26 protein-coding genes and 1 pseudogene are annotated in these 22,251 nt (G+C 31.5%); 6 read left to right on the top strand and 21 right to left on the bottom strand.

Going from position 1 to position 22,251, the window contains the following annotated elements:
• Positions 1 to 18: 18 nt before the first annotated feature.
• Positions 19 to 693 (top strand): annotated as a pseudogene (locus tag B5L73_RS02550) (MBL fold metallo-hydrolase); the annotation flags it as partial.
• A gap of 7 nt (positions 694 to 700) precedes the next feature.
• Here B5L73_RS02550 and B5L73_RS02545 read toward each other — a convergent pair.
• The 10 genes from B5L73_RS02545 to folE all read right to left on the bottom strand — a co-directional run bounded on the left by B5L73_RS02545 (position 701) and on the right by folE (position 8,667).
• The gene (locus B5L73_RS02545; protein WP_085147497.1) at positions 701 to 1,090 is read right to left on the bottom strand and encodes a TlpA family protein disulfide reductase; all 390 of its coding nucleotides are present in this window, start codon (positions 1,088 to 1,090) and stop codon (positions 701 to 703) included.
• Between the two features lie 6 nt (positions 1,091 to 1,096).
• Positions 1,097 to 1,411 (bottom strand): AzlD domain-containing protein, encoded by a 315-nt coding sequence (locus B5L73_RS02540; protein ID WP_085147495.1) that lies wholly within the window; start codon positions 1,409 to 1,411, stop codon positions 1,097 to 1,099.
• Positions 1,404 to 2,099 carry an AzlC family ABC transporter permease gene (locus B5L73_RS02535; RefSeq protein WP_085147493.1) on the bottom strand — a complete coding sequence of 232 codons (696 nt, stop codon included), beginning with the start codon at positions 2,097 to 2,099 and terminating at the stop codon, positions 1,404 to 1,406. The genes B5L73_RS02540 and B5L73_RS02535 overlap by 8 nt, the downstream gene beginning before the upstream one ends.
• Before the next feature lie 15 nt (positions 2,100 to 2,114).
• On the bottom strand, positions 2,115 to 3,176 hold the full coding sequence (locus tag B5L73_RS02530) for an ABC transporter ATP-binding protein (protein WP_085147491.1): 1,062 nt from the start codon (positions 3,174 to 3,176) through the stop codon (positions 2,115 to 2,117).
• On the bottom strand, positions 3,169 to 4,788 hold the full coding sequence (locus tag B5L73_RS02525) for an ABC transporter permease (protein WP_085147489.1): 1,620 nt from the start codon (positions 4,786 to 4,788) through the stop codon (positions 3,169 to 3,171). The genes B5L73_RS02530 and B5L73_RS02525 overlap by 8 nt, the downstream gene beginning before the upstream one ends.
• A gap of 77 nt (positions 4,789 to 4,865) precedes the next feature.
• Positions 4,866 to 5,039 (bottom strand): hypothetical protein, encoded by a 174-nt coding sequence (locus B5L73_RS06410; protein ID WP_157101071.1) that lies wholly within the window; start codon positions 5,037 to 5,039, stop codon positions 4,866 to 4,868.
• 1 nt (position 5,040) lies between these two features.
• Positions 5,041 to 6,120 carry an extracellular solute-binding protein gene (locus B5L73_RS02520; RefSeq protein ID WP_232309680.1) on the bottom strand — a complete coding sequence of 360 codons (1,080 nt, stop codon included), beginning with the start codon at positions 6,118 to 6,120 and terminating at the stop codon, positions 5,041 to 5,043.
• A 35-nt stretch (positions 6,121 to 6,155) separates the two neighbouring features.
• Positions 6,156 to 7,049 carry a LysR family transcriptional regulator gene (locus tag B5L73_RS02515; protein WP_085147485.1) on the bottom strand — a complete coding sequence of 298 codons (894 nt, stop codon included), beginning with the start codon at positions 7,047 to 7,049 and terminating at the stop codon, positions 6,156 to 6,158.
• Positions 7,049 to 8,050 (bottom strand): MDR family oxidoreductase, encoded by a 1,002-nt coding sequence (locus B5L73_RS02510; RefSeq protein ID WP_085147483.1) that lies wholly within the window; start codon positions 8,048 to 8,050, stop codon positions 7,049 to 7,051. The genes B5L73_RS02515 and B5L73_RS02510 overlap by 1 nt, the downstream gene beginning before the upstream one ends.
• 2 nt (positions 8,051 to 8,052) lie before the next feature.
• Positions 8,053 to 8,667, bottom strand: coding sequence for a GTP cyclohydrolase I FolE (folE, locus tag B5L73_RS02505; RefSeq protein ID WP_085147481.1), 615 nt, complete (start codon positions 8,665 to 8,667; stop codon positions 8,053 to 8,055).
• 76 nt (positions 8,668 to 8,743) lie between these two features.
• Here folE and hisI point away from each other — a divergent pair, with 76 nt between their 5' ends.
• The 3 genes from hisI to B5L73_RS02490 are packed head-to-tail and all read left to right on the top strand — an operon-like array spanning position 8,744 to position 10,194.
• Entirely contained in the window at positions 8,744 to 9,211 is a 468-nt protein-coding gene (hisI, locus tag B5L73_RS02500; protein WP_085147479.1) for a phosphoribosyl-AMP cyclohydrolase, read from the top strand.
• Between the two features lie 7 nt (positions 9,212 to 9,218).
• Positions 9,219 to 9,827 (top strand): putative 2OG-Fe(II) oxygenase, encoded by a 609-nt coding sequence (locus B5L73_RS02495; protein WP_085147476.1) that lies wholly within the window; start codon positions 9,219 to 9,221, stop codon positions 9,825 to 9,827.
• On the top strand, positions 9,820 to 10,194 hold the full coding sequence (locus tag B5L73_RS02490; RefSeq protein ID WP_085149589.1) for a DUF2237 family protein: 375 nt from the start codon (positions 9,820 to 9,822) through the stop codon (positions 10,192 to 10,194). The genes B5L73_RS02495 and B5L73_RS02490 overlap by 8 nt, the downstream gene beginning before the upstream one ends.
• Before the next feature lie 182 nt (positions 10,195 to 10,376).
• Here the strand turns inward: B5L73_RS02490 and B5L73_RS02485 are convergent, their stop codons facing one another.
• From B5L73_RS02485 to B5L73_RS02435, 11 genes are read right to left on the bottom strand one after another with little or no spacing between them, the layout of a single operon-like run.
• Positions 10,377 to 11,996, bottom strand: coding sequence for an electron transfer flavoprotein-ubiquinone oxidoreductase (locus B5L73_RS02485; RefSeq protein WP_085147474.1), 1,620 nt, complete (start codon positions 11,994 to 11,996; stop codon positions 10,377 to 10,379).
• 23 nt (positions 11,997 to 12,019) lie between these two features.
• On the bottom strand, positions 12,020 to 12,973 hold the full coding sequence (locus tag B5L73_RS02480) for an electron transfer flavoprotein subunit alpha/FixB family protein (protein ID WP_085147472.1): 954 nt from the start codon (positions 12,971 to 12,973) through the stop codon (positions 12,020 to 12,022).
• On the bottom strand, positions 12,973 to 13,722 hold the full coding sequence (locus B5L73_RS02475; protein WP_085147470.1) for an electron transfer flavoprotein subunit beta/FixA family protein: 750 nt from the start codon (positions 13,720 to 13,722) through the stop codon (positions 12,973 to 12,975). Before B5L73_RS02475 ends, B5L73_RS02480 begins: the two co-directional genes overlap by 1 nt.
• Positions 13,722 to 16,154, bottom strand: a complete 2,433-nt coding sequence (locus B5L73_RS02470) for a GcvT family protein (protein WP_085147468.1) — start codon at positions 16,152 to 16,154, stop codon at positions 13,722 to 13,724. The genes B5L73_RS02475 and B5L73_RS02470 overlap by 1 nt, the downstream gene beginning before the upstream one ends.
• Before the next feature lie 56 nt (positions 16,155 to 16,210).
• Complete coding sequence (locus B5L73_RS02465) at positions 16,211 to 16,705, bottom strand: hypothetical protein (RefSeq protein WP_085147466.1); 495 nt, start codon at positions 16,703 to 16,705, stop codon at positions 16,211 to 16,213.
• A complete protein-coding gene (locus tag B5L73_RS02460; protein ID WP_085147464.1) occupies positions 16,689 to 17,087 on the bottom strand; it encodes a CoA-binding protein in 399 nt (132 codons plus the stop codon). The genes B5L73_RS02465 and B5L73_RS02460 overlap by 17 nt, the downstream gene beginning before the upstream one ends.
• 5 nt (positions 17,088 to 17,092) lie before the next feature.
• A complete protein-coding gene (locus B5L73_RS02455) occupies positions 17,093 to 17,281 on the bottom strand; it encodes a hypothetical protein (RefSeq protein ID WP_232309679.1) in 189 nt (62 codons plus the stop codon).
• Positions 17,278 to 18,051 carry an enoyl-CoA hydratase gene (locus B5L73_RS02450; RefSeq protein ID WP_085147461.1) on the bottom strand — a complete coding sequence of 258 codons (774 nt, stop codon included), beginning with the start codon at positions 18,049 to 18,051 and terminating at the stop codon, positions 17,278 to 17,280. The genes B5L73_RS02455 and B5L73_RS02450 overlap by 4 nt, the downstream gene beginning before the upstream one ends.
• 8 nt (positions 18,052 to 18,059) lie before the next feature.
• Positions 18,060 to 18,434: a cytidyltransferase gene (locus B5L73_RS02445; protein WP_085147459.1), complete on the bottom strand. Its 375-nt coding sequence runs from the start codon at positions 18,432 to 18,434 to the stop codon at positions 18,060 to 18,062.
• On the bottom strand, positions 18,434 to 18,841 hold the full coding sequence (locus tag B5L73_RS02440) for an AAA family ATPase (RefSeq protein WP_085147456.1): 408 nt from the start codon (positions 18,839 to 18,841) through the stop codon (positions 18,434 to 18,436). Before B5L73_RS02440 ends, B5L73_RS02445 begins: the two co-directional genes overlap by 1 nt.
• Positions 18,838 to 20,031, bottom strand: a complete 1,194-nt coding sequence (locus B5L73_RS02435) for an aromatic ring-hydroxylating oxygenase subunit alpha (RefSeq protein WP_085149583.1) — start codon at positions 20,029 to 20,031, stop codon at positions 18,838 to 18,840. The genes B5L73_RS02440 and B5L73_RS02435 overlap by 4 nt, the downstream gene beginning before the upstream one ends.
• A gap of 99 nt (positions 20,032 to 20,130) precedes the next feature.
• On the opposite strand from B5L73_RS02435, the gene B5L73_RS02430 reads away from it, so the two are divergent.
• Positions 20,131 to 20,859 (top strand): methylenetetrahydrofolate reductase, encoded by a 729-nt coding sequence (locus B5L73_RS02430; RefSeq protein ID WP_085147453.1) that lies wholly within the window; start codon positions 20,131 to 20,133, stop codon positions 20,857 to 20,859.
• A complete protein-coding gene (locus B5L73_RS02425) occupies positions 20,852 to 22,210 on the top strand; it encodes a glycine cleavage system protein T (RefSeq protein ID WP_085149580.1) in 1,359 nt (452 codons plus the stop codon). The genes B5L73_RS02430 and B5L73_RS02425 overlap by 8 nt, the downstream gene beginning before the upstream one ends.
• The last annotated feature ends 41 nt before the right edge of the window (positions 22,211 to 22,251 follow it).

The following is a 22,251-nucleotide window of genomic DNA, read 5'->3' as shown; positions in this document are numbered from 1 at the left end:
ATATGATAATGTCTAGTTATGATTTTTAAACAACTATTTGATCAAAAATCTAGCACATACACATACCTAATTGCCTCATCTAAAGGAAGAGAGGCTTTGATAATTGATCCAGTTTTGGAAAATGTAAGTGATTACATAATTTTATTAAAAGAATTAGATTTAAGGTTAGTTAAAGTAATTGACACACATATACATGCTGATCATGTGACAGGTGCTTCAAAATTAAAAGACATTACAAAATGCTCCACAATAATGGGTGATCATACTCCGGCTGATGCTGTTGAAATTAAAGTAAAAGATGATGAATATATAAATTTAGAAAATTTAAAGATTAAAGCTATGTATACTCCGGGCCATACCTCAGATAGTTATAGTTTTTTGATGGATAATTATCTTTTTTCTGGTGATACATTGCTGATAAATGGAACAGGTCGAACTGATTTTCAAAACGGGGACTCGAAAGATGCATATAACTCCATTTTTAATAAACTATTAAAACTTCCTGATGAAACTTTTTTATACCCTGCTCACGATTATAAAGGAGAGAAAGTGAGTACTATCGGTAAAGAAAAAAAACAAAATCCAAGATTACAAGTTAGTAGTGTAGATGAATATGTTGAGTTAATGAATAATCTAAATCTAAAAAAACCTACCGAAATAGATTTTAACGTTGCTAAAAATATTAATTTGGGTGCTTAGTTTAAATTGAAGCTTTTAATGCTTCATAAATTAAATCTTTGGTTGTTTCACCAATACTTCTGTAAACTTCTTGATTGCCTTTAAAAATTATTAATGTTGTTTGATATTGTACATCAAATAAATTAGAGATTTCCTTTTTCGTCACATCGAATGAAAAGTATTCAATATTATCAAATTTAATGTCTAATAATTCACCTTTATTTTTCGCATTCTGAAGAATTTTCATCTGGCTCGCACATGATGTGCAATATTTAATCCAAGAGCTTATTACTACAATTTTTCCCTCTGATTGAGCTTTATCAAACAAGTCTTTCTTAAAAGTTGTTTCTTTTTCTATTGCATTAGCGCTTAATGAAAATAAAAAGAAAATTGAAATAAAAAATCTTTTCATAATTTCTTATACCACGAAAATTAAAAACCAATAAGAAGCTAATCCTGAGATAATTGTCGCAATAATATTTTTGCTTACTATTCCAATTAACATTGCAATTATTGATGCCATAATTTTTGGATTATTTTCTAATTGAAAATCTCCAGAGTTGTCTAAAAAAATAGCAGGAAATATAATTGCAGGAAAAATTGCTGAAGGTACAAAAGAGAGAATTTCCCTTATTCTATCATTGAACATTTCTCTCTTTAATAATGCTATCATTGAAAACCTTGTCAAAAAAGTTATCAAACCACAGCATATGATTAACAACCAATTACTCATTTGTTTTAACCAACTTAGTTAAAATTGCTGCCGTAAATAAAGCAATAACTCCAGCAACAATTACATATGCTTTATAAGGAACATAATTAAATCCAAATGTTGCGACTAATCCTGAAATAATTATCACGATCACATTTATCAATTTTCTAAAATCATTTACTAATAATGCTAAAAAAGTTAGTGGCACTGCAAAACTTAAACCTAGTTTTTCAGGAATAAAAGCTCCCAAAACAATCCCTAAAAAGGTGGTTGTCTGCCAAATAACCCAACAAGTAATACCACCACCAAATAAATGAAAATATTTATTTGTATCTTTATTTTTTTTAAAATACTCGTTTGATCTTGCAAAAGCTTGGTCAACTAAAAAATATGAGATTACAATTTTCCAAATAAGTTTTAAATCTGATAAATGCTCAGAAACAACGGCTCCATATAAAAGATGTCTTGAGTTCACTGCTCCAACTGAACTTATTATAACTAAAGATGAAGCGCCTCCAGAAAATAATTGAAGTAAAATAATTTGTGAAGCACCACCAAAGACTATTAAGGACATCCCCATTGTTTCTATAGGACTAAATCCAATATCAATTGAAAGGACCCCAAAAATTAAACCAAATGGAACAACTGGAATCATTAGTGGGCTAACATCAAAGATACCCTTTAAAAAAACTCTAAATTTATTATTCATTTTAGAGAGTTTTTATTAGAAGCAAACAATATGATCAATATGAATTGGTCTTTTAATACCAAATTTTTCATTCTCCTCGTGTTGATGAATATGGTGAGAGTGAACAAAAACTGGAATTAATAAATTACTTGGAGTTTTAAGGGTATAAATAAAATTTGTGCCTCTAAATTTCCTGTCTATAACTTCAAACTTTAAATTGCTTTGGTCATCATGATGTAAGTCTTCTGGTTGAACCAAAAGTTTTACTTTTGATCCTATTGGAAAAGGTTTATTGAAATTACCAGTAATAGTTCCAAGATCTTTATTTTCTAAACTCTTAGGACTTGTAACCTCTGCAGGAATTAGGATGCCTCTATTTAAAAAATTAACTACCTCTATTGAGTTTGGTAAATGATAAACGTTATATGGATCATCAAATTGTTTGAGCTCCTGATTTAAAATAATTCCACATTTTGATCCTAAATAAAATGCTTCATAAGAGTCATGGGTTACAATTATTGTTGAAATTTTTAATTTATTAAGAATTTTTTTTAGTCTCACTTGAATTTCTTCTTTAAAACTTTGATCTACATTTGATAAAGGCTCATCTAACAATAATAAATCTGGTTGAGTCATTAAAGATCTTGCTAATGAAGCTCGTTGTGCCTCGCCAGCACTTATCTCATGTGGGTATTTGTTGAGAATATGAGATATATCTAATAAATCTATAATTTCTTTTACATCAATTTTTTTTTCAATTTTTTCTTTATTCTTCTCTGAACCTAATAAAATATTTTTTTGAACATCATAATGTGGAAACAAGCTATTATCTTGAAAAGCGAGTGAAACATTTCTATTTTCAGGTTCAATATTAATTTTATCTGAAGAAAGAATCTTTCCATTTAATTCTATTGAACCTTTTCTAATTCTCTCTAAGCCGGCGATTGTTCTAAGTATTGTAGTTTTTCCAATACCAGATGGTCCCAAAAGACAAATTACGTCGCCCTCTTTTTCAATCGAAAAAGAAACATTTTTAACTTTAGTTTTTCCATCAATATTAAAATCAACATTCTTTATTTCAAAAAAATTTTTACTCATTATTATCTCTTAATATATATTTAGATGTAACTATAATAAAAGAAGTTGCAATTAAAATTAGAAATAATGATGGGACGGCAGCAGCCTCTAATAAATCCTCGGATGCGGATATATATGCTGTAGTTGCAAAAGTCTCAAAATTAAAAGGTCTCAAGATTAAAGTAATAGGTAATTCCCTTATAATCTCTAAAGAAATCAATATACAAACAAATAATAAAGAGTTTCTCAAGAAGGGTATATGAATATTCATAAATGTTTTTCGTTTCGAATAACCTAGTAAATAAGAACTTTCATCAACTGAGATATTAATTTTTTCATATCCAGATTTAATTCCATTAAAGGCCAAAGAATAAAATCTCACAAAATACACGAGAACTAATCCTAAAATAGAGCCAATAAATATTTTCTTGATAGAAAATAATCCTAGATTTTTAACAACACTCTCATCGAACCAAGCTATGAAAGTTATAAATGCGACTGCTAAAATTACACCAGGTATTGCATATCCTGAAATTGATAAAGTTGATAAAATATTTAAAGTTTTATTTTTTGTAACTCTATTTCCATAGTTTGAGATTAAAGAAAACATTATCAATACAAAACTTGATAAAATAACTAAATAAAGTGTATTACTTAAAAGATTGATAATTTGTAGATCAAATAAATTTTCTGGAAATTTAATTGTCCAATACAACATTTGACTTAAAGGAAATAAAAAACTTAAAAAGAAAACAAGAAAACAAAAAAGGAAAGCAGCTATTGATTTGGTTCCCTTAAGTTGTAACTTCTGTTTTTGTTTAAAACCTCCTTTTGCATTAAAGTGATATTTCGCCTTATTTCTTGATAAATTTTCTAATATAAACAAGGCAAATATGAACAATAATAAGAAAAATGATAACTGATTTGCAAAAGCGAGGTCATCAAACGTTATCCATGAATTATATATTCCTGTAGTTAGTGTATTTATTGAAAAAAAATCTACTGCTCCAAATTCTGCTAATGTTTCCATTGCAACTAAAGATAAGCCAGCAACTATTGCTGGTCGTGCTGCAGGAAGAATAATTGAATATAATGTTTTAAAATTTGTAAAACCTAGGTTTTTTCCTAAATCAATGAAGTTTTGTGATTGATATAAAAACGAGGCTCTAGCTAAAATATATACGTACGCGAATAATGAAAATGAAAGAGATAGTATAACTCCAAGCATTCCATCAAATTTTGGAATATATAAATTATAATTTTTATCTCCAAATAAGCTTTTTAAAATAGAATACGCTGTACCATAATTTTCAAAAAATGCTGTTAATGAATAAGCATAAATATATGGAGGAACTGCAAATGATAGTATCAATGCCCATTTAAAAAAATTACTTAACGGAAATCTATAAAAAGATACTAAGTATGCAGTACCAGTTCCAACCAAAAAAGTTAATATCAAAACACTCAGCAGTAAAATTATGGAATTAGAAATATACTCTAATAAAAAAGTATCTTTTAAAATTTGATAGTAATTTGATGTAGTTTCAAAAAAACTTAAAAATACTGTTAGAATTGGAATAATAACAAAAATAGAAATAAAAAGTGAAGATATATACCAAAAATTTATTCTCATAATTTATATTCCGCTTTATAAATATGGAAAGTATTTGTGTCCACACTTTAAAAAAAAGTGTGGACACCCAGAAAAAATCAAAAATTAAATACTTTTAGGATATGCGGAACCTCCCTAGTTTTAATTTCTGAAATTTTTCTATCATTTATTTTTTTATCGATTTTTTTACATTCCAAATAACATGGAGTGCATCCCTTAGAGGATTTATTAAAATCAATATTCGAAATAAATTTCTTTTTATTTTTCACCATTTTACTTCCAGCCGGCAGCTGTCATTACTTCTAACGCATCTGCTTGTTTGGCTCCATAACTAGAAACTTTTGTTTTAAGATCTTGTTTAAAATCTAAACCAATATTGTTTACCACTAATGAATTTGCTGAGACATTATCAATCATTGGAAACTCAAAGGTATTATTTACAAAATGTTCTTGCGACTCTGGTGTTAATAAAAACTCTACAAGTTTAATAGCATTAGTTTTATTTGGAGCATTTTTTACTAATGCAGCACAACTAATATTCATATGAGTTCCTCTATCACCTTGATTAGGAAAAAAAACTTTAACTTTTTTTGCAGCTTCTTGTTGTTCGGGACCCTTTTTACCAGACAACATTAATGCAAGATAGTAAGTGTTGGCTACGGCAATGTCAGCTTCGCCAGCTGCAACTGCCATTATTTGTGCTCTATCATTTCCTTTAGGCGTCCTAGCCATATTAGACACAATTCCTTTCGCCCATTCAGCTGTAGCTTTTTTTCCATTATTTTTAACTAATGAAGCTACAAGTGATTTATTATAGATATTGTTGGATGCTCTTATAACTAGTCTACCTTTCCATTTTGGATCAGCTAGACTTTCGTAAGTTAAACCAGATAGCTCAGCTCCAGAAACTCTTTCAGGTGAATAAAAAACTATTCTTGCTCTTTTTGCGATTCCGGTCCAATGGCTTGTTCTAAAATTTGCTGGCACTGCTGCTTTAATAGCTGCAGATGTTAAACCAGATTGAGTCATTCCCTTTGATTTAAATACTCCACATCTTCCTGCGTCAGCAGTAATGTAAAGGTCTGCGGAAGAGTCGACACCCTCTTCTATCATTCTTTTTTCAAGTGCGCCTGCCTTACCATTTATCAAGTTAACCTTAATTCCTGTTTTATTTGTAAACTTGTTATAAAGTTCAGCGTCAGCCTTATAATGTCTTGCGTTAAAGACATTTACCTCATTTGCAATCGCAACTGATGAGATAAATAAAGATGCTATCAATGCAAAAATTGATATTTTTCTCATTATTTCTCCATTCTTCCGCATGATTAAATTGAGAATGAGAACTATTCTCATTGAGAATGATTATCAATCGCAAAGATGTCGCAGGCTTACTGAGACTTCCAGTCGCCTATTTTGCTAAATAAAAAGTTCCTAAAAGCCTGAACTCTAGCTGTGTTTTTAAGAGATTGTGGATAAACAAAGTGAGCTTCTGTAATTGGACCCTCTGATTTTGGTAAGACTTTAATAACATTGGTCGAATTGCTAACTAAATACTCAGGCAATGCTGCTAAACCTACTCCAGACTCGACTGCTAGTAGAAGTCCCATAACACTGTTTACCTTCATTATAGGTTTTCTTTTTTTTCCATCGTGCATACCTAATTTTAATGCCCATTCTGGATTATAAACTGGTGAAGGTGCTCCTTTACCAAATGAAATAAATTTGTGTTTATTTAAGTCACTCACGGTTTTTGGCATACCATATTTTTCTAAATATTTATTAGACCCATAAATATAGTATTTTAAATCTATAAGCTTTTTTTGAATATAATTTAATTGTTTGGGTCTTCTCATGAAAATACCAATATCAGCTTGTCTTGTACTCAGGTCCAACTCTTTATCTTCAAAAATCAATTCTATTTCGACTTCGGGATTTAATCTCATAAATTCCTCAATTCTTGGGGTTAACCAGTGGGTACCAAAACTTCTAACAGTTGTAATTGTCAATTTTCCTGTCGGTTTATTTTTTTGATCTCCTAGTGAAGTTTCTACCTCTTTGAGTTTGCTTATAACTTCGTGAGCAGTCTTAAATACATACTCTCCATTTTCTGTAAGTGTAAGACCTCTTGCATGTCTCTCAAATAATTGAACTTTTAAATCTTGTTCTAATGATTGAATTTGTCTACTTATTGCTGATTGGCTTAGATTTAGATTTATAGTTGCGTTAGTAAAACTCCCTGCCTCAGCAACTGCATGAAAAATCTTAAGTTTATCCCAATCCATTATTTATTTAAATCAACCAAAACTCTTCCAGAAATTTCACCCTTTAATATTTTAGGATAAGTTTCAATTAACTCCTCCAAACTCACTATTTGAATAGACTTTTCTATTAAGTCAAAATCAATTAATTTAGCAGCTTCTCCCCAAATAAATTCTCTTCTTTTAATACTACAATTAGCTGAGTCCATGCCCCAAAGTTTTATTCCACGTAACATAAAAGGAATGACATTTGTGTTAAGTTCATTAGTGTTAGCATTACCACATACAGCAATAATCCCATTTGAATTAGTTTGTACAATTGCATTAGCTAAAATTTTACCACCAACTGTATCGACTACCCCGTCCCATAAACCTTTATCTATAAGTTTTGGATCTTTATCAAATTCACTACGATTTATAACACTTTTTGCACCTAATGATTTTAAATAATCTGCTCTAGAATCTTTTCCTGTTACTGCAGTAACATTGTATCCCATTTTATTTAGAATCATAACTGCAATACTTCCCACTCCACCAGTTGCACCTGTAACCAAAACATCATTTACTTTTGCACCAAGTAATATTTCCTCTCGAGCTTTTATTGCAAATGCTGCCATCAAAGATGTAAAGCCCGCTGTCCCTAAGATCATTGCTTGTTTAGTTGTTAAATCACTTGGTTTCTTTACTAAGAAATCACCATTAACTTTTGCTATTTGAGAATATCCACCATAAAAAATTTCCCCTACTCTAAAACCAGTTAAAATTACTTCATCACCTGCTTTAAATTTTGAATTGTCACTTTCTAAAACAGTTCCTGAAAAATCTATTCCAGGTATATGAGGAAATTCTTTCACTAACCTACCACCATTTTTTAAAATCATTCCATCTTTAAAATTAAGATCTGAATAATCAACTTTGATGGTTACATCGCCATGTTTTAAAAAACTTTTATCTAATGATTTTACTTGTCTTGTAAAGTTGTCACCATCTTGATTTAAAACTAGTGCTTTAAATTGGTCTGACACTTTTAATCTTTTGAATTACTTATTAACCTTAAATATCTATTTTGATAACTTAAATCTTCTTTGAATTGACCTAAATAATAATTTGTAACAGTTGTAGCCTGCTCTTTTTTAATTCCTCTCATGGTCATACATTGATGAGTTGAGTCTATAGTAACTGCAACCCCTTTGGCATCCAGAGATTGCATCAGTGTATTCGCAATCTGCATAGTTAATCTTTCCTGAGTTTGTAGTCTTTTAGAAAAAACCTCGACCACTCTTGCTAATTTACTTAATCCTACAACTCTTTCATTAGGTATGTAAGCTACATGAGCCTTACCAATTATTGGTGCCATATGATGTTCACAATGACTTTGAATAGAAATATTTTTTTGAATAACCATGTCATCATAACCATCCACATCTCCAAAAGTTTTATCTAAAACTTGAACAGGATCTTCCTTATAACCTTTAAAATACTCCTTAAAGGCTTTAACAACTCTTTTTGGAGTTTCTAACAATCCTTCACGATTAGGGTCTTCACCCATCCAAGATAAAATAGTTTTAAAAGCTTCTTCTGCTTCTTTATCAGAAATTTTTTTAGAATTTTGATTATTATCTATGTCTTTAACTAACTTCATGGAAGGCTTTATACATATAAATGCGTATTTTTAAAATATTTAATATATCTATATATGTGCTACATAATTACCGAATATGTTCAAAAAAAGAGAAAATGTGGTTGAAATTGAAGAAGGAAATCTTCTTTCACCTAAATTTGATAATGATGGTTTAATACCTGTCATTACGATGTGCTCTCAAACAAAAGAAATTTTGATGCATGGATATATGAATGTTGAGGCATTAAAAAAAACTATTGAGACAAAAGAAGCTCACTACTACAGCAGATCAAGACAATCCATTTGGCACAAAGGTAAAACAAGTGGTTTTGTTCAAAAAGTAACTGAGATCAAAATCGACGATGATCAAGATTCTATTTGGCTTACTGTTGATATTGGAAATGGAGCTAGTTGTCATGTTGGTTATAGATCTTGTTTCTATAGATCTATACCTCTTGGACCTATTGAAAATGGTAGAGAAGTTGAGATGAAATTCACTGAAAAAGAAAAAAAATTTGACCCAGAAAAAGTTTATAAAGGTCAACCAAATCCAACTAAAATTTAATATAATTATGAGAGTCTTAAACCCTTTTGGTCCCAAAATTGCTGTAACTAAAATTCCTAGTAAAATTATAAATCGAATTAATAAAGAAGTTGATCTAATTGTGAATAACAGATCAAGATTGAAGAAAAGTGATTACTCTAAAAAGCTTGTTGGTCAAGTTAAACAAGAAATAAGATTACCAAATTCATTTGTTAACAAATATCTTATTAAATTCATTAAATTAAATGTAAAAAAATATATAAAAAAAAGCACTAATAAAAATTTAAAAAAAATAAATTTAAAAAGCTTTTGGGTAGTGAGACAATATAAAAATGAATATAATCCTGTTCATTTTCATAGTGGGAACATCTCAGGTGTTGGCTATTTAAAAATTCCTAAAAATATTACCAAAGGTACAAAAAGACTTAAAACAAATGGGACAATAGATTTTATACATGGGTCTAAATCGTTTTTAAGTAATAGCTTGTATAACCATAATCCAAAAGTTGGAGATATGATTATATTTCCAAATTACTTAATGCATACTGCTTACCCTTTTAAAAGAGATGGTGAAAGAAGATCTTTTTCATTTAATTTAGATATTGATAAAAAAACATTTGATGTTTTCAATGGATAAAATTCAAAAAAACGTTCTTGGTGAAAAATTAGAGGAATGTTCTCTAGATCCTTTAACTGGTTGGTATAGAGATGGTTGTTGTAATACCGATGAAAATGATCATGGGTTACACACTGTTTGTGCAAAAGTTACAACAGAATTTCTAGAATGGTGCAAAGAGGCAGGAAACGATTTGATTACACCTCACCCAGAATATGGTTTTCCAGGCTTAAAGGATGGAGATGGCTGGTGTGTTTGTGCAACTTGGTATGCAAGAGCGGTAGAGGCTGGGAAAGGTTGTCCAATTTTTTTAAAACGAACTCACGAAAATACATTAAAGATTTTACCAATTGAAACTCTCAAAAAATTTGCGATAGATCTTTCATAAATAAATTTAGCTTATGGGTGAAAATGTTTTATCAATAATATATCTTTTGCTAGTAATTGTCCTAGTCTTCCCGGGCTTTTATTATGCAAATAAAAATAAAAAAGTTTTTTTAAAAAATCTTATGATTTGGCTGGGTATTATTGGAATAGTAATAATTTTTGTTAATTTTTTAAAATAATTAATTACATATTTCCATACTTAGGTCCGCCACCACCCTCAGGTGTAACCCAAGTAATATTTTGAGATGGTTCTTTGATATCGCAAGTTTTACAATGAATACAGTTCTGCGCATTAATAACAAATTTGTTTATATCGTTTTCTTTTTGAACCTCATAAACCCCTGCTGGGCAGTACCTTTGTGCAGGTTCATCGTACATTTCGAGTGTATAATTTATAGGTAAATCCTTATCCTTTAACTGTAAGTGTACTGGCTGATTATCCTCATGGTTAGTTCCAGTTAAATAAACTGAGCTTGTTTTATCAAAAGTAATCACATTATCAGGTTTTGGATAATCAATTTTTGGCATCTTATTTGCAGGTTTTAACGTCTCATGATCTGCATGCTTATGTTTTAGAGTGAAAGGAAGTTTTCCTCTGAATAAAATTTGATCTATTCCGGTAAAAATTATTCCTAAAATTAAACCCCAACTAAAACTTGGTTTAACGTTTCTTGCTTTGTATAATTCTTTATAAAGCCAACTTTCTTTAAAGATTTTTTCATAGACAGATAGCTCATCACCTTTCTCAAAATGAAAATTTATTGTTTCAGCAGCTATAATTCCACTTTTCATAGCAGTATGAGATCCTTTGATTTTCGGCATGTTTAAAGTTCCTGCATCACATCCAATAAGTAGTGCTCCAGGCATAAACATTTTTGGTAAACTTTGAATGCCACCTTCAATTAAAGCTCTAGCGCCATAAGAAATTCTTTTTCCACCTTCTATAATTTTCTTTATTGAAGGATGAGTTTTAAATCTTTGAAATTCATCAAATGGAGAAAGATGAGGATTTTGATAATCTAAACCTATCACGTATCCTAAAAACACTTGTTTATTTTCAGCATGATAAATAAAACTTCCACCATAAGTATTATTATCTAAAGGCCATCCAGCTGTATGCATTACCATTCCTTCTTCGTGATTTTTTTCATCGATCTCCCAAATTTCTTTAAAACCAATTCCATATTGTTGAGGGTTTTTGTCTTTATCAAGATTAAATTTTTTAATTAATTCCTTTCCTAAATGACCCCTGCAACCTTCTGCAAAAACTGTAACTTTACCAATAAGTTCGATACCTGGTTCAAAGCTATCTTTTTTATTTCCTTGTTTATCTATACCCATATCCTGTGTGGCTACACCCTTAACAGATCCATCATCATTATATAAAATCTCACTTGCAGGAAATCCTGGAAATATTTCTACACCAAGTGCTTCTGCTTGCTCAGCAAGCCATCTACATAAATTTGCAAGACTAATGATATAATTTTTATGATTTTTTTGGACAGAGGGTAATAACCATGTGGGCCAACTTAATGATTTTGTTTTACCTAAAAACAAAAATTTTTCCTTTGTAACTTTTGTTTTTATTGGTGCTTTTAAATCTCTCCAGTTTGGAATCAACTCATCTAGTGCTCTTGTTTCAAAAACATTTCCACTTAATATGTGTGCACCAATCTCAGATGCTTTTTCTAAAATACAAATATTTAGATTTGAGTTTAATTGCTTTAATTTTATGGCTGTTGATAATCCTGATGGGCCCCCACCAACAATTACAACATCATATTCCATTGACTCTCTGGACATATATTAATTTTTTACAGATAATATTATTTTTGTATAGTGTTTAATTTGTTCAGTTCCTCAATAAATTGGGGAATTGCCTCAAACAGATCAGCTTCTAGACCGTAGTCTGCAACACTAAAAATTGGAGCTTCACCATCCTTATTGATTGCTACGATCACCTTGCTTTCTTTCATTCCAGCTAAATGCTGAATTGCACCAGAAATACCAATTGCGATATATAAATCTGGAACTACAACTTTTCCAGTTTGACCTACTTGATGATCGTTGCTTATATATCCAGCATCCACAGCTGCTCTTGATGCTCCGATTGCAGCATTTAATTTGTCAGCAACCGATGTGATTAATTTAAAATTATCACCACTTTGCATTCCTCTTCCTCCAGAAACAACCACTCTTGCAGTTCCTAGTTCCGGTCTGTCTGACTTAATTTCTTCTCTTTTTATAAATTTGGTATTATTAAACTCTTCACTTGGCTCAGCTTTTTCAATTGGTGCAGATCCACCTGAACTTTCGCATGGATCAAAAGAAGTTGGCCTAATGGTTATACATTTTTTTGGATCTTTACTTTTTACAGTTGCGAAAGCATTTCCAGCATAAATAGGTCTTAAAAACGTATCCGCAGAAATTACCTTAATAATATCACTGACTTGAGAAGTGTCTAAAGAAGCTGCAATTCTTGGCATCAAATTTTTACCAAAAGTATTAGCTGAACATACAATATGAGAGTAACTCTCTGCCAACTTCACAATTACCGGTGCAAAGTTTTCTGCAACGAAGTTTTCGTAATGGGCCGCTTCTACTTGAAACACTTTTTTGATTAAGGGTAGTTCTGATAATTTTTTTGCTGCATCTCCACAGTTATGACCAATAATTACAGCATGAAGATCGGTATCCATTTGAGAAGCTGCAGTTACAGCATTAAGAGTAAATGGTTTTAATTCTTTATTGTTATGTTCTGCAATTAATAAAACTGACATTATATTACCTTAGCCTCATTTTTTAATTTTTGTACCAACTCAGCCACACTTTTTACTTTTATTCCTGCTTTTCTCTTCGGTGGCTCTTCAACCTTAATTTGCTCGATTCTTGGTGATGTATCTACTCCTAAATCTGACGCATTTATCTGCTCAATAGGTTTCTTTTTAGCTTTCATTATATTAGGTAAAGACGCATATCTTGGTTCATTGAGTCTTAAATCACAAGTCACGATTGCAGGGACATTGATCTCTATTGTCTCTAAACCTTCGTCAATCTCTCTAGTTACTTCAAGTTTTTTATCTTTTATCTCAATCTTTGAGGCAAATGTTGCTTGAGGCCAATTTAGTAACGCGCTCAACATTTGACCTGTTTGATTACAATCATCATCGATTGCTTGTTTTCCCATAAAAACTAGATCTGGTTTTTCTTTTTCAACAATTTTTTGTAATAATTTTGAAACTGCTAAAGGTTCTAAAATTCCATCAACTTTAATAAGGATCCCTCTATCAGCTCCAACTGCTAATGCTTTACGCACAGTTTCTTGAGCTTTCTCTTCTCCAACGCTTACTGCAACAACCTCAGTCGCTTTTCCAGACTCTTTGATCTTTACCGCTTCCTCAATTGCATTATCATCAGGTGGATTGGTAGACATCTTAACATTGTCGGTTACAACACCAGTGTTATCCTCTTTAACTCTGACTTGTACATTGTAATCAATTACTCTTTTTACTGCGACTAAGATTTTCATTAAGCTCTCAAAAGTTTATTTTCAGCATCGTATGGGCTTTCTTCTACTATTGTAGCTTCATACATTTTTCCTAGAATATCAACTTTAAGTTTTTCTCCAACATTTGCTAAATCAGGTTTCACCATTGCTAAGGCAATAGATTTATCTAATCTAAATCCATATTCCCCTCCTGTTGCTCTTCCAACGACTTTGTCATCTTTATAAATTGGATTGTTACCTAAAACATCTGAGTCTGTTGTGTCATGAACCTCTAGTGTTACTAATTTATTATCAAAACCCTTTTCTCTCCATTTATTAAGTGCATCAAGTCCTATGAAATTACCTTTGTTTGGATGAATAAATCTATCTAGACCAGATTCATAAGGCGAATACTCAATCGATAATTCAGTTCCTACAAGTTTATAAGATTTTTCAACTCTTAAACTGTTCATCGCTCTAATGCCGAAAGGTTTAAGACCGAGATCTTTACCTGCTTCCATTAATTTATCAAATATATGATTTTGATATTCAATTGGGTGATGTAACTCCCAACCAAGTTCACCGACAAAATTTACTCTCATAGCATTCACCGGAGCATATCCAACATTTACGTTTTTAGCTGTTAACCATTTAAAATTTTCATTAGAAAAATCATCTGTTGAAACTTTTTGCATAAGTTCTCTAGCTTTAGGTCCAGCAACAACAAGAACCCCTGTGCTATTTGTTAAATCCTCAAATATAACTGAGCCATCATTTGGCATCCATTTTTGAATCCAATCATGGTCTAATCTCAAATTCGCTCCAGCTGAAACTAAATAATAGCTATTTTCAGCTTCTTTCATAATTGTAAACTCTGAGTGAACACCACCTTTAGTATTTAGTGCATGACACAAATTAATTCTTCCAATTTTTTTTGGAAGTTTATTAGCAACTAAGTAGTCTAAAAATTCCTCTGCTTTTGGACCTTTAATTCTACATTTTGCAAAGGCTGTCATATCTAAAAGCCCAACATTTTTTTTAACATTCTCACATTCTTTTTTAATTGCATCAAACCATTTTGATCTTCTAAATGACCAATGATCTTTTTGTTCCATGCCATCAGTTGCAAAAAAGTTTGGTCTTTCCCATCCAAATTTTTGTCCAAATACCGCACCAAGATTTTTCATTCTTTCATAACAAGGAGATGTCCTTAAAGGTCTAGCAGCTGGTCTTTCTTCATCAGGATAATGAACAATAAATACATGACTGTAAGCTTCCTCATTTTTTGCTTTGAGATAAGATTTTGTTGCATAATTCCCATAACGTCTTGGTTCAACACCTAGCATATCAATGGTTGGTTCGCCATCAACAATCCATTCTGCTAATTGCCAACCTGCTCCACCTGCTGCGGTTATTCCAAAACTATGTCCTTCGTTAATCCAAAAGTTTTTAAGTCCCCAAGCTGGACCAACAATAGGATTACCATCTGGAGTATAACATATTGCACCATTATAAACTTTTTTAACTCCAACTTCTCCAAAAGCTGGAACTCTATGTATTGCCCCTTCAATATGTGGAGCGAGTCTATCTAAATCTTCTTGAAATAATTCGTATTCAGAGTCTTTTGAAGGACCTTCAACATAACATGCTGGTGCGCCATCTTCATATGGACCCAATATCAATCCACCGGCTTCTTCTCTCATATACCATCTGCTATCGCTATCTCTTAGCACTCCCATTTCTGGAAGACCTTCTTTTTTTCTTTTTTGAATCTCTGGATGAGGTTCTGTCACAATGTATTGGTGTTCAACTGGTATTACTGGAATATCTAATCCAACCATTTCACCAGTTTGTCTTGCAAAATTTCCCGAGCAAGAAATGACATGTTCACATTCAATTGATCCTTTATCTGTTTCAACAATCCATCCCTCTTTAGTTTGTCTCATTGATAACACTGTCGTGTTTCTATAAATTTCAGCTCCTCTGTTCCTTGCGCCTGTTGCTAGCGCTTGTGTTAAGTCTGCAGGTTGAATATATCCATCTTCAGGGTGTTGAATTGCTCCAACTAAATCATCAGTATGACAAAGTGGCCAAATTTCTTTGACTTGTTGAGGCGTTAAAAATTTAACATCAACACCGATTGTTTTAGCTACACCAGCATATTGATGGTACTCATCCATTCTATCTTTTGTGCTTGCTAGACGGATATTTGAAACAACACTGAACCCAACATTCTTACCAGTCTCTTCCTCTAATTTTTTATAAAGATTTACTGCATACTTGTGAAGTTGACCAACAGAATAACTCATATTAAAAAGAGGTAGCAAACCTGCTGCATGCCAAGTTGAACCTGAGGTTAACTCTTTTCTTTCAACTAAAACAACATCCGACCAGCCTTTTTTTGCTAAATGGTAAAGAGCACTTACTCCAACAACTCCTCCACCAACTACAACAACTTTTGTTTTAGATTTCATTAGACGATTCCTACTAAATTTTTATTCATAACGAAACAAAATTGTAATACGGATAATCAAATTGAACTGCCAAGTGCAATTGGGCTAGAAACCATTGTGGTCAACCAACAATCCTTAAGGGGTCCGTCTGCAGTATATTTTTCCACTTGCCATTTAAACTTATGATAAATTTTATCCTTATCTAAAATAATCACCTCAAATTGTGCCCATTTGTCACTACCACCTACCTTTGTAATTGTGTGGCTCAAATGATTAAGGAGCATTTGATAGGATTTACCTTTAATCATCATCTTAAAATTTGGTAAAGGGCCAGTATTTTTTTTATTACTAGGGTGAGCAAAATTCCATGTTTGTTCAATCCCACTATCTTTGTAATTGAAGTCATTTTTCTTAAGACCATTTAATTGAATCTCAACAACTTTTGAGGGCTTTATATCGCTTCTGGGTTTGAGTAATTCAGCTTTTGATATCGAAATTGAAAATAAAAAAATTATAAAAACGTTAAGTGTTATTTGAAATTTTTTATAACATCTCTTAGAAATACTTTTCATACTCTATTTTTGTGCACTTGTTTTCAATATAAATCATATCATTCATCTCAACAATTTTTTTGGCTTCCTCATTTTGAATATCTAGTTGTAACCATAAAACCTTTGCTTTAACTTTTATTGCATCTTTCGCAATTTCAGCTACTTCATTTGAGGGTCTAAATACGTCAACTATTTCTACTGGACCATCAATCTCTAAAATATTTCCAAAAACTTTTTCCCCTAATATAATTTCTCCTTTCATAGACGGATTTACCGGATAAACTTTAAATCCATAATCTTGTAAGTATTTCATCACAACTGTGGATGTTTTTGCTAAATTTTTACTGGCACCTACTAATGCAATATTTTTATATTTTTTTAAAACTTCCTCAGTGATTTCCATCTAATCTATTTTTCACCCATTATTTTATCTTCACAAAATTTTTTGGCCTCTTTAATTGTCATTGGTTTTTCCAATTTTTGACTACCTGCAATACACGCATCTATAGCTCTCTTAAAGTTATGGTCCCTAAATGTAAAAATAAAATAAAGACCAATGATTATAAAAACAATTGTTAAAAAATTTTTTATTTTCACTTATTTTTCCAATTTGGTTGACGTTTTTCCAAGAAAGCTGAGATTCCTTCTTTTGCATCCATTGCCATCATATTTAATGTCATCATTTTACTTGTGTATGAGTATGCTTTTCTTAATGGCATTTCCAACTGCTTATAAAATGCTTGTTTGCCAATTTTAATTGTTAAATTTGATTTTGAAGCAATTTTTTTTGCAATTTTCAAAGTCTCAGAATTTAATTTAGATTTTGAAAAATAATCATTAATCAAACCAATTTCTTTTGCATAATTCGCTTTTATTGGTTCGCCAGTTAGAAGCATTTTCATCATTGGTTTTCGATTAATTTTTCTACTAACTGCAACCATTGGAGTGCTACAAAACAGTCCAATGTTTACTCCTGGAGTCGCAAAAAGAGCATCACTAGTGCTGTAAGCTAAATCACAACTGGCAACTAATTGACATCCTGCTGCGTAAGCTGCTCCATGAACTTTTGCTATGACAGGTTTTTTACCCTCAACTATTTGAAGCATTAACTTTGAACAAAGATTGAATAATTTTTGATATTTATTTCTTACTTTTAAATTTTTTACTTCTTTCAGATTATGTCCAGCACTAAAACCTCTACCAGACCCCTCAATAATGATTACTTTTGTTTTCTTGTCTCGATCAAGTTTTTTAAAAACTTTGAGTAAATCAGTTAAATTTTGAAATGATAATGAGTTATATGTTTTGGGTTCATTAATTATGACTATAGAGATTCCGCTGGATAAATTTTTAACTTTTATATTCATTAAAAATTCTATTTAAGTTTTCCTTCTTCTCTCATCTTTGCTCGAATTTTAGTAGCTGAAATTTTTTGTATTTCCTCAGGTAATACAATCTCCTCAATTTTATATCCAACACCTCTCCCATAACAAATGTTGGTTACATTAGGTACTAACATAATTTTAAATCTGCCCTCAAATTCTGGATTTAATCTCTCTTCAATATTTTTTTTAACTGTTTCAAAATCAAAAGGATTATCATCTACTCCTTGTACATCTCTAATCTGAATACAAACTTGACCAGTTTTTTTTATAATTTCTTTAAACAAAGTATAATGACCATCATGAAATGGTTGCCATCTACCTAACATTTGTGCTGTTGGTTTTTTATTATCCCATTCGTATGCCATTATTTAATCTCCTTATATATTTTTGGCGCCCAATTTTTAGCATCTTGAGAAGTAACATGAAAGTCATACTTATCTGGTTTAACAAACATCTTATTAGTATCATCAAATCTTCCCTCTTTTATTGTATCTACCCAAATTATATAATCAGCTGGAAATAAACTTCTCGCCTCCGGTGTTGGACAAATAAAATCTGCCACAACATAATTACCATCACTTTTTAATTTGATTGCAAAATCTGCCATTCTTTTTGCTTGTCTTTTTCTTCCTTCCTCGGAAAAATCCCAATCATTGGCTTCTTTTCTTACTTCATCAGCATTTAATCTTTTAGCATTTAACATCGGACCAAGTTCATTAGCTAAAGTAGTTTTTCCTGATCCAGGTAAACCCATTATCAAAATTATTTTCATATCAAACTATTTGCTACCCATTTGTGGAATTGATGAGTTGGCTGATCCATGACTGGTGAAAAGTTTCCACCATTGTAAACTGGAGAATTTCTTCCTTTTTGCATTCCTTCAATTGCATTTACGTCTTCTAACATAACATCTTTCCAAAATCTTGAATTTTCTTTTCTTAATTCTTTTAAATCACTTCCATTCGCGCTTTCGTTACCCACATAATAAATTTGCATATGTTCTTTAGTTTCATTCATTGTCAGAGGCTCTAACCAAAAAACATAAAAATGATCTATATGCAGACCAATCATCACATTTGGAAATAAAGCAATATATTCTGAATTTTTTAACATATCTTTGTCCCAATTAGAGAAAGTATTAAACTTTTTGTTTCCCTTTGCAGGTTGTTCATATTTTTTACTTCCTTGACCTGCAAATCTGTTAGGTAATCCTTGAATATGATAATGATCGTTAATATTTGAAACTTTATTTAATTCTGGATGAATTGTGGGTAAATGATAACTCTCACAATAATTCTCAATAGCAAATTTCCAATTACAATTAACATTTAAACTAAAATAACCATAATCATTCGAATGAACTAAGGAATTATGATCTTTTTTTTTTATAAACTTTTGCCATCTATTTTCTAATGGTTTAATATATTCATCAAACTCGATTTCATTAGAATTAATGTTTACAAAAATTATATCCATCCAAACTTTAGTTTTAATCTCTTTTAAATTACTTTTTGTCTTATCAAAGTTTTCTGATGTATGATTGTTCAAGCCACCAATATGTGGCGTAGCTATAAGTTTTCCACTTAAATCATATGACCAAGAATGATATGGACATCTTATTACATTTTTTAGGGTGCATAGTTTTTCCAAAAGTTTAAAACCTCTATGGCTACAAACATTATGAAATACTCTAATTTTCATGTTTTTATCTCTTACCAAGATTAATGGAATTCCAAGTAGATTGTGTGGTTTAGCATCTCCAGGATTGGGGATGGAGCTTGCAACTCCAATTACGGTCCACTTATTAAAAAAAACCTTTTCTCTTTCGTGAGCTAAATAATCATTATTTGTGTAGCACTCATTAGGAAGACCGTTTGCCACTTCTATCGGTTTATCAACATTATGGAGTTTCTCAATATCTAGTATTTTAGAAAGGGGTAAATTTTTTAGATTTTGGTCCACAAAAAAAATTATCATGAGCATTTTTTTTGGCAACAAATTTCACCACACCTTTAAATGAATTTCTTTGACAGCGATTTTAAAAAATATAATGATTAATAAATGAAATTTTCTTTGGAAATTGGTCCTCAAACAGATCTGGATACAGTGCCTCAGGTAAAGGATGTTTATGTAACAATGTTACCAGGGGGTGACTACAGGGAAACAGCTCAACAGGCAGTTGAGTTAGTCAAAAAAGGTTTTAACCCGGTACCTCACTTTCCTGCAAGATCAATGCAGGATGAAAAGCAGTTAAAAGATTATGTTTCCAGGTGTAAAGATGGGGGAGTTAAACAAGTTTTAGTGATTGGTGGAGGAAGAGAACCAATGGGAAAATTTGATAGCTCATTTCAACTTTTGGAGACTGGTTATTTTGAGAAGATGACAATAGGAATTGCTGGACACCCAGAGGGGAGTCCTGATATATCCGATTCAGATTTAGAAAAAGCTATGATAGATAAAAAGCCTTATGCTGATTATATAGTAACACAGTGGTTGTTAGATCCTCAGCCTATAATAGATTTTGTTTCTAAACAAAGCGTACCAGTGCATGTTGGAATTACTGGGCCTCTAAAAATATCGAGCTTAATTAAATTTGCTAATATTGTTGGAGCAAAAAATTCCTTAAATTTTCTTAAATCTAATTTTACTAAGGCGTTAGATTTATTAAAACCTAAAGACCCTAATGATCTAATTGGGAAAGTTAAATCGCATACTGATTTCTTCCACATTTATACATTCGGCGGCTTGAAGGAAACAAACAAGTGGTTGAAGGAGAATGGTTATGTCTAAAGAATTTGACTATACTAAACTAAAACATGTTACTTCAGTTGATCAATCAGATCGACAAGTACCATATAATTTAAGACAAAGTGGGCCAACAAAAGTTGAGATGTTAATTTCAACAAGAGTGAGAAAATCACCGTATTGGCATTTATCAATGCAGGCAGGTTGTTGGAGAGCAACTGTTTACAATCGAATTTATCATCCTAGAGGATATGTAAAACCAGAGGATGGTGGAGCGATGGTTGAGTACGATGCAATTGTAAATCATGTAACGATGTGGAACGTTGCTGTTGAGAGACAAATAAGAGTAAAAGGCCCAGATGCAGAAAAATTTACAGATTATGTAATCACAAGAGATGCAACTAAAATCTCTCCAATGAGAGCAAGGTATGTAATTTTGTGTAATGCTTATGGTGGTGTTTTAAATGATCCAATATTATTAAGAATTTCAAAAGATGAATTTTGGTTTTCATTATCTGACTCTGACATCGGAATGTATTTACAAGGTGTCAACGCTGATGGAAGGTTCAATTGCACAATTGAAGAAATTGATGCATGTCCAGTTCAAATACAAGGTCCTAAATCAAAAGCTTTGATGAAAGATCTTTGCGGAGATCAAGTTGATTTTGATAATATGCCTTTTTATGGTTTAGCTGAGGTTAAAGTTGGAGGGAGAAGTTGTGTAATTTCACAATCAGGTTTCTCTGGTGAGGCTGGATATGAAATATATTTAAGAAATGCAACTATGTATGCTGAAGATATGTGGAATGCAGTTCTTGAGGCAGGAAAAAAACATAACTTAATGGTTATTGCTCCCGCTCATCACAGAAGAATTCAAGCTGGAATTCTTTCCTGGGGACAAGATATGGATATGCAACATAATCCTTTTCAGTGTAATTTAGGTTACCAAGTTTCATTATCTGGAAAAGGAGAATGGAAAAAGACTGCAGATTATGTTGGAAAAGCTGCATTAGAAAAAATGGGTAAAGAACTTAAAGATGGCAAAAAACCATATAAACTTCAGTTAGTTGGATTGGAGTTAGGTGGAAAACCCATCGATGATTATGCGCCCGATTTTTGGTTAATATCAAATGAAAGTGGTGGAGATCCTGTCGGGTTTGTAACGTCACCATGGTGGCATCCTGAAAAGAAAACTAATATTGCTATGGGATATGTTCCATTTGATGGAACTTTAAATGCGAATGGCTTTCCTAAAGGTAAAGTTGGAACTAAATTTAAAGTTCATTTACCTGAAAAATATTCTGATACGCCAGGTACTCCAGTTAATGCTGTGGTAGTCGATATTCCTTTCAAGGAATCCTACAATGCAAATACTAGAGAGGTAGTAAAAGGTTAACAAATTTTTAGGGGAGCTAATGCTCCCCTTTTAATCTTAAT

The organism is Candidatus Pelagibacter sp. RS39 (assembly GCF_002101315.1).
Taxonomy (GTDB): domain Bacteria; phylum Pseudomonadota; class Alphaproteobacteria; order Pelagibacterales; family Pelagibacteraceae; genus Pelagibacter.
The sequence above is the reverse complement of the archived record's forward strand: the minus strand, read 5'-3'. Positions and strand labels throughout refer to the sequence as shown.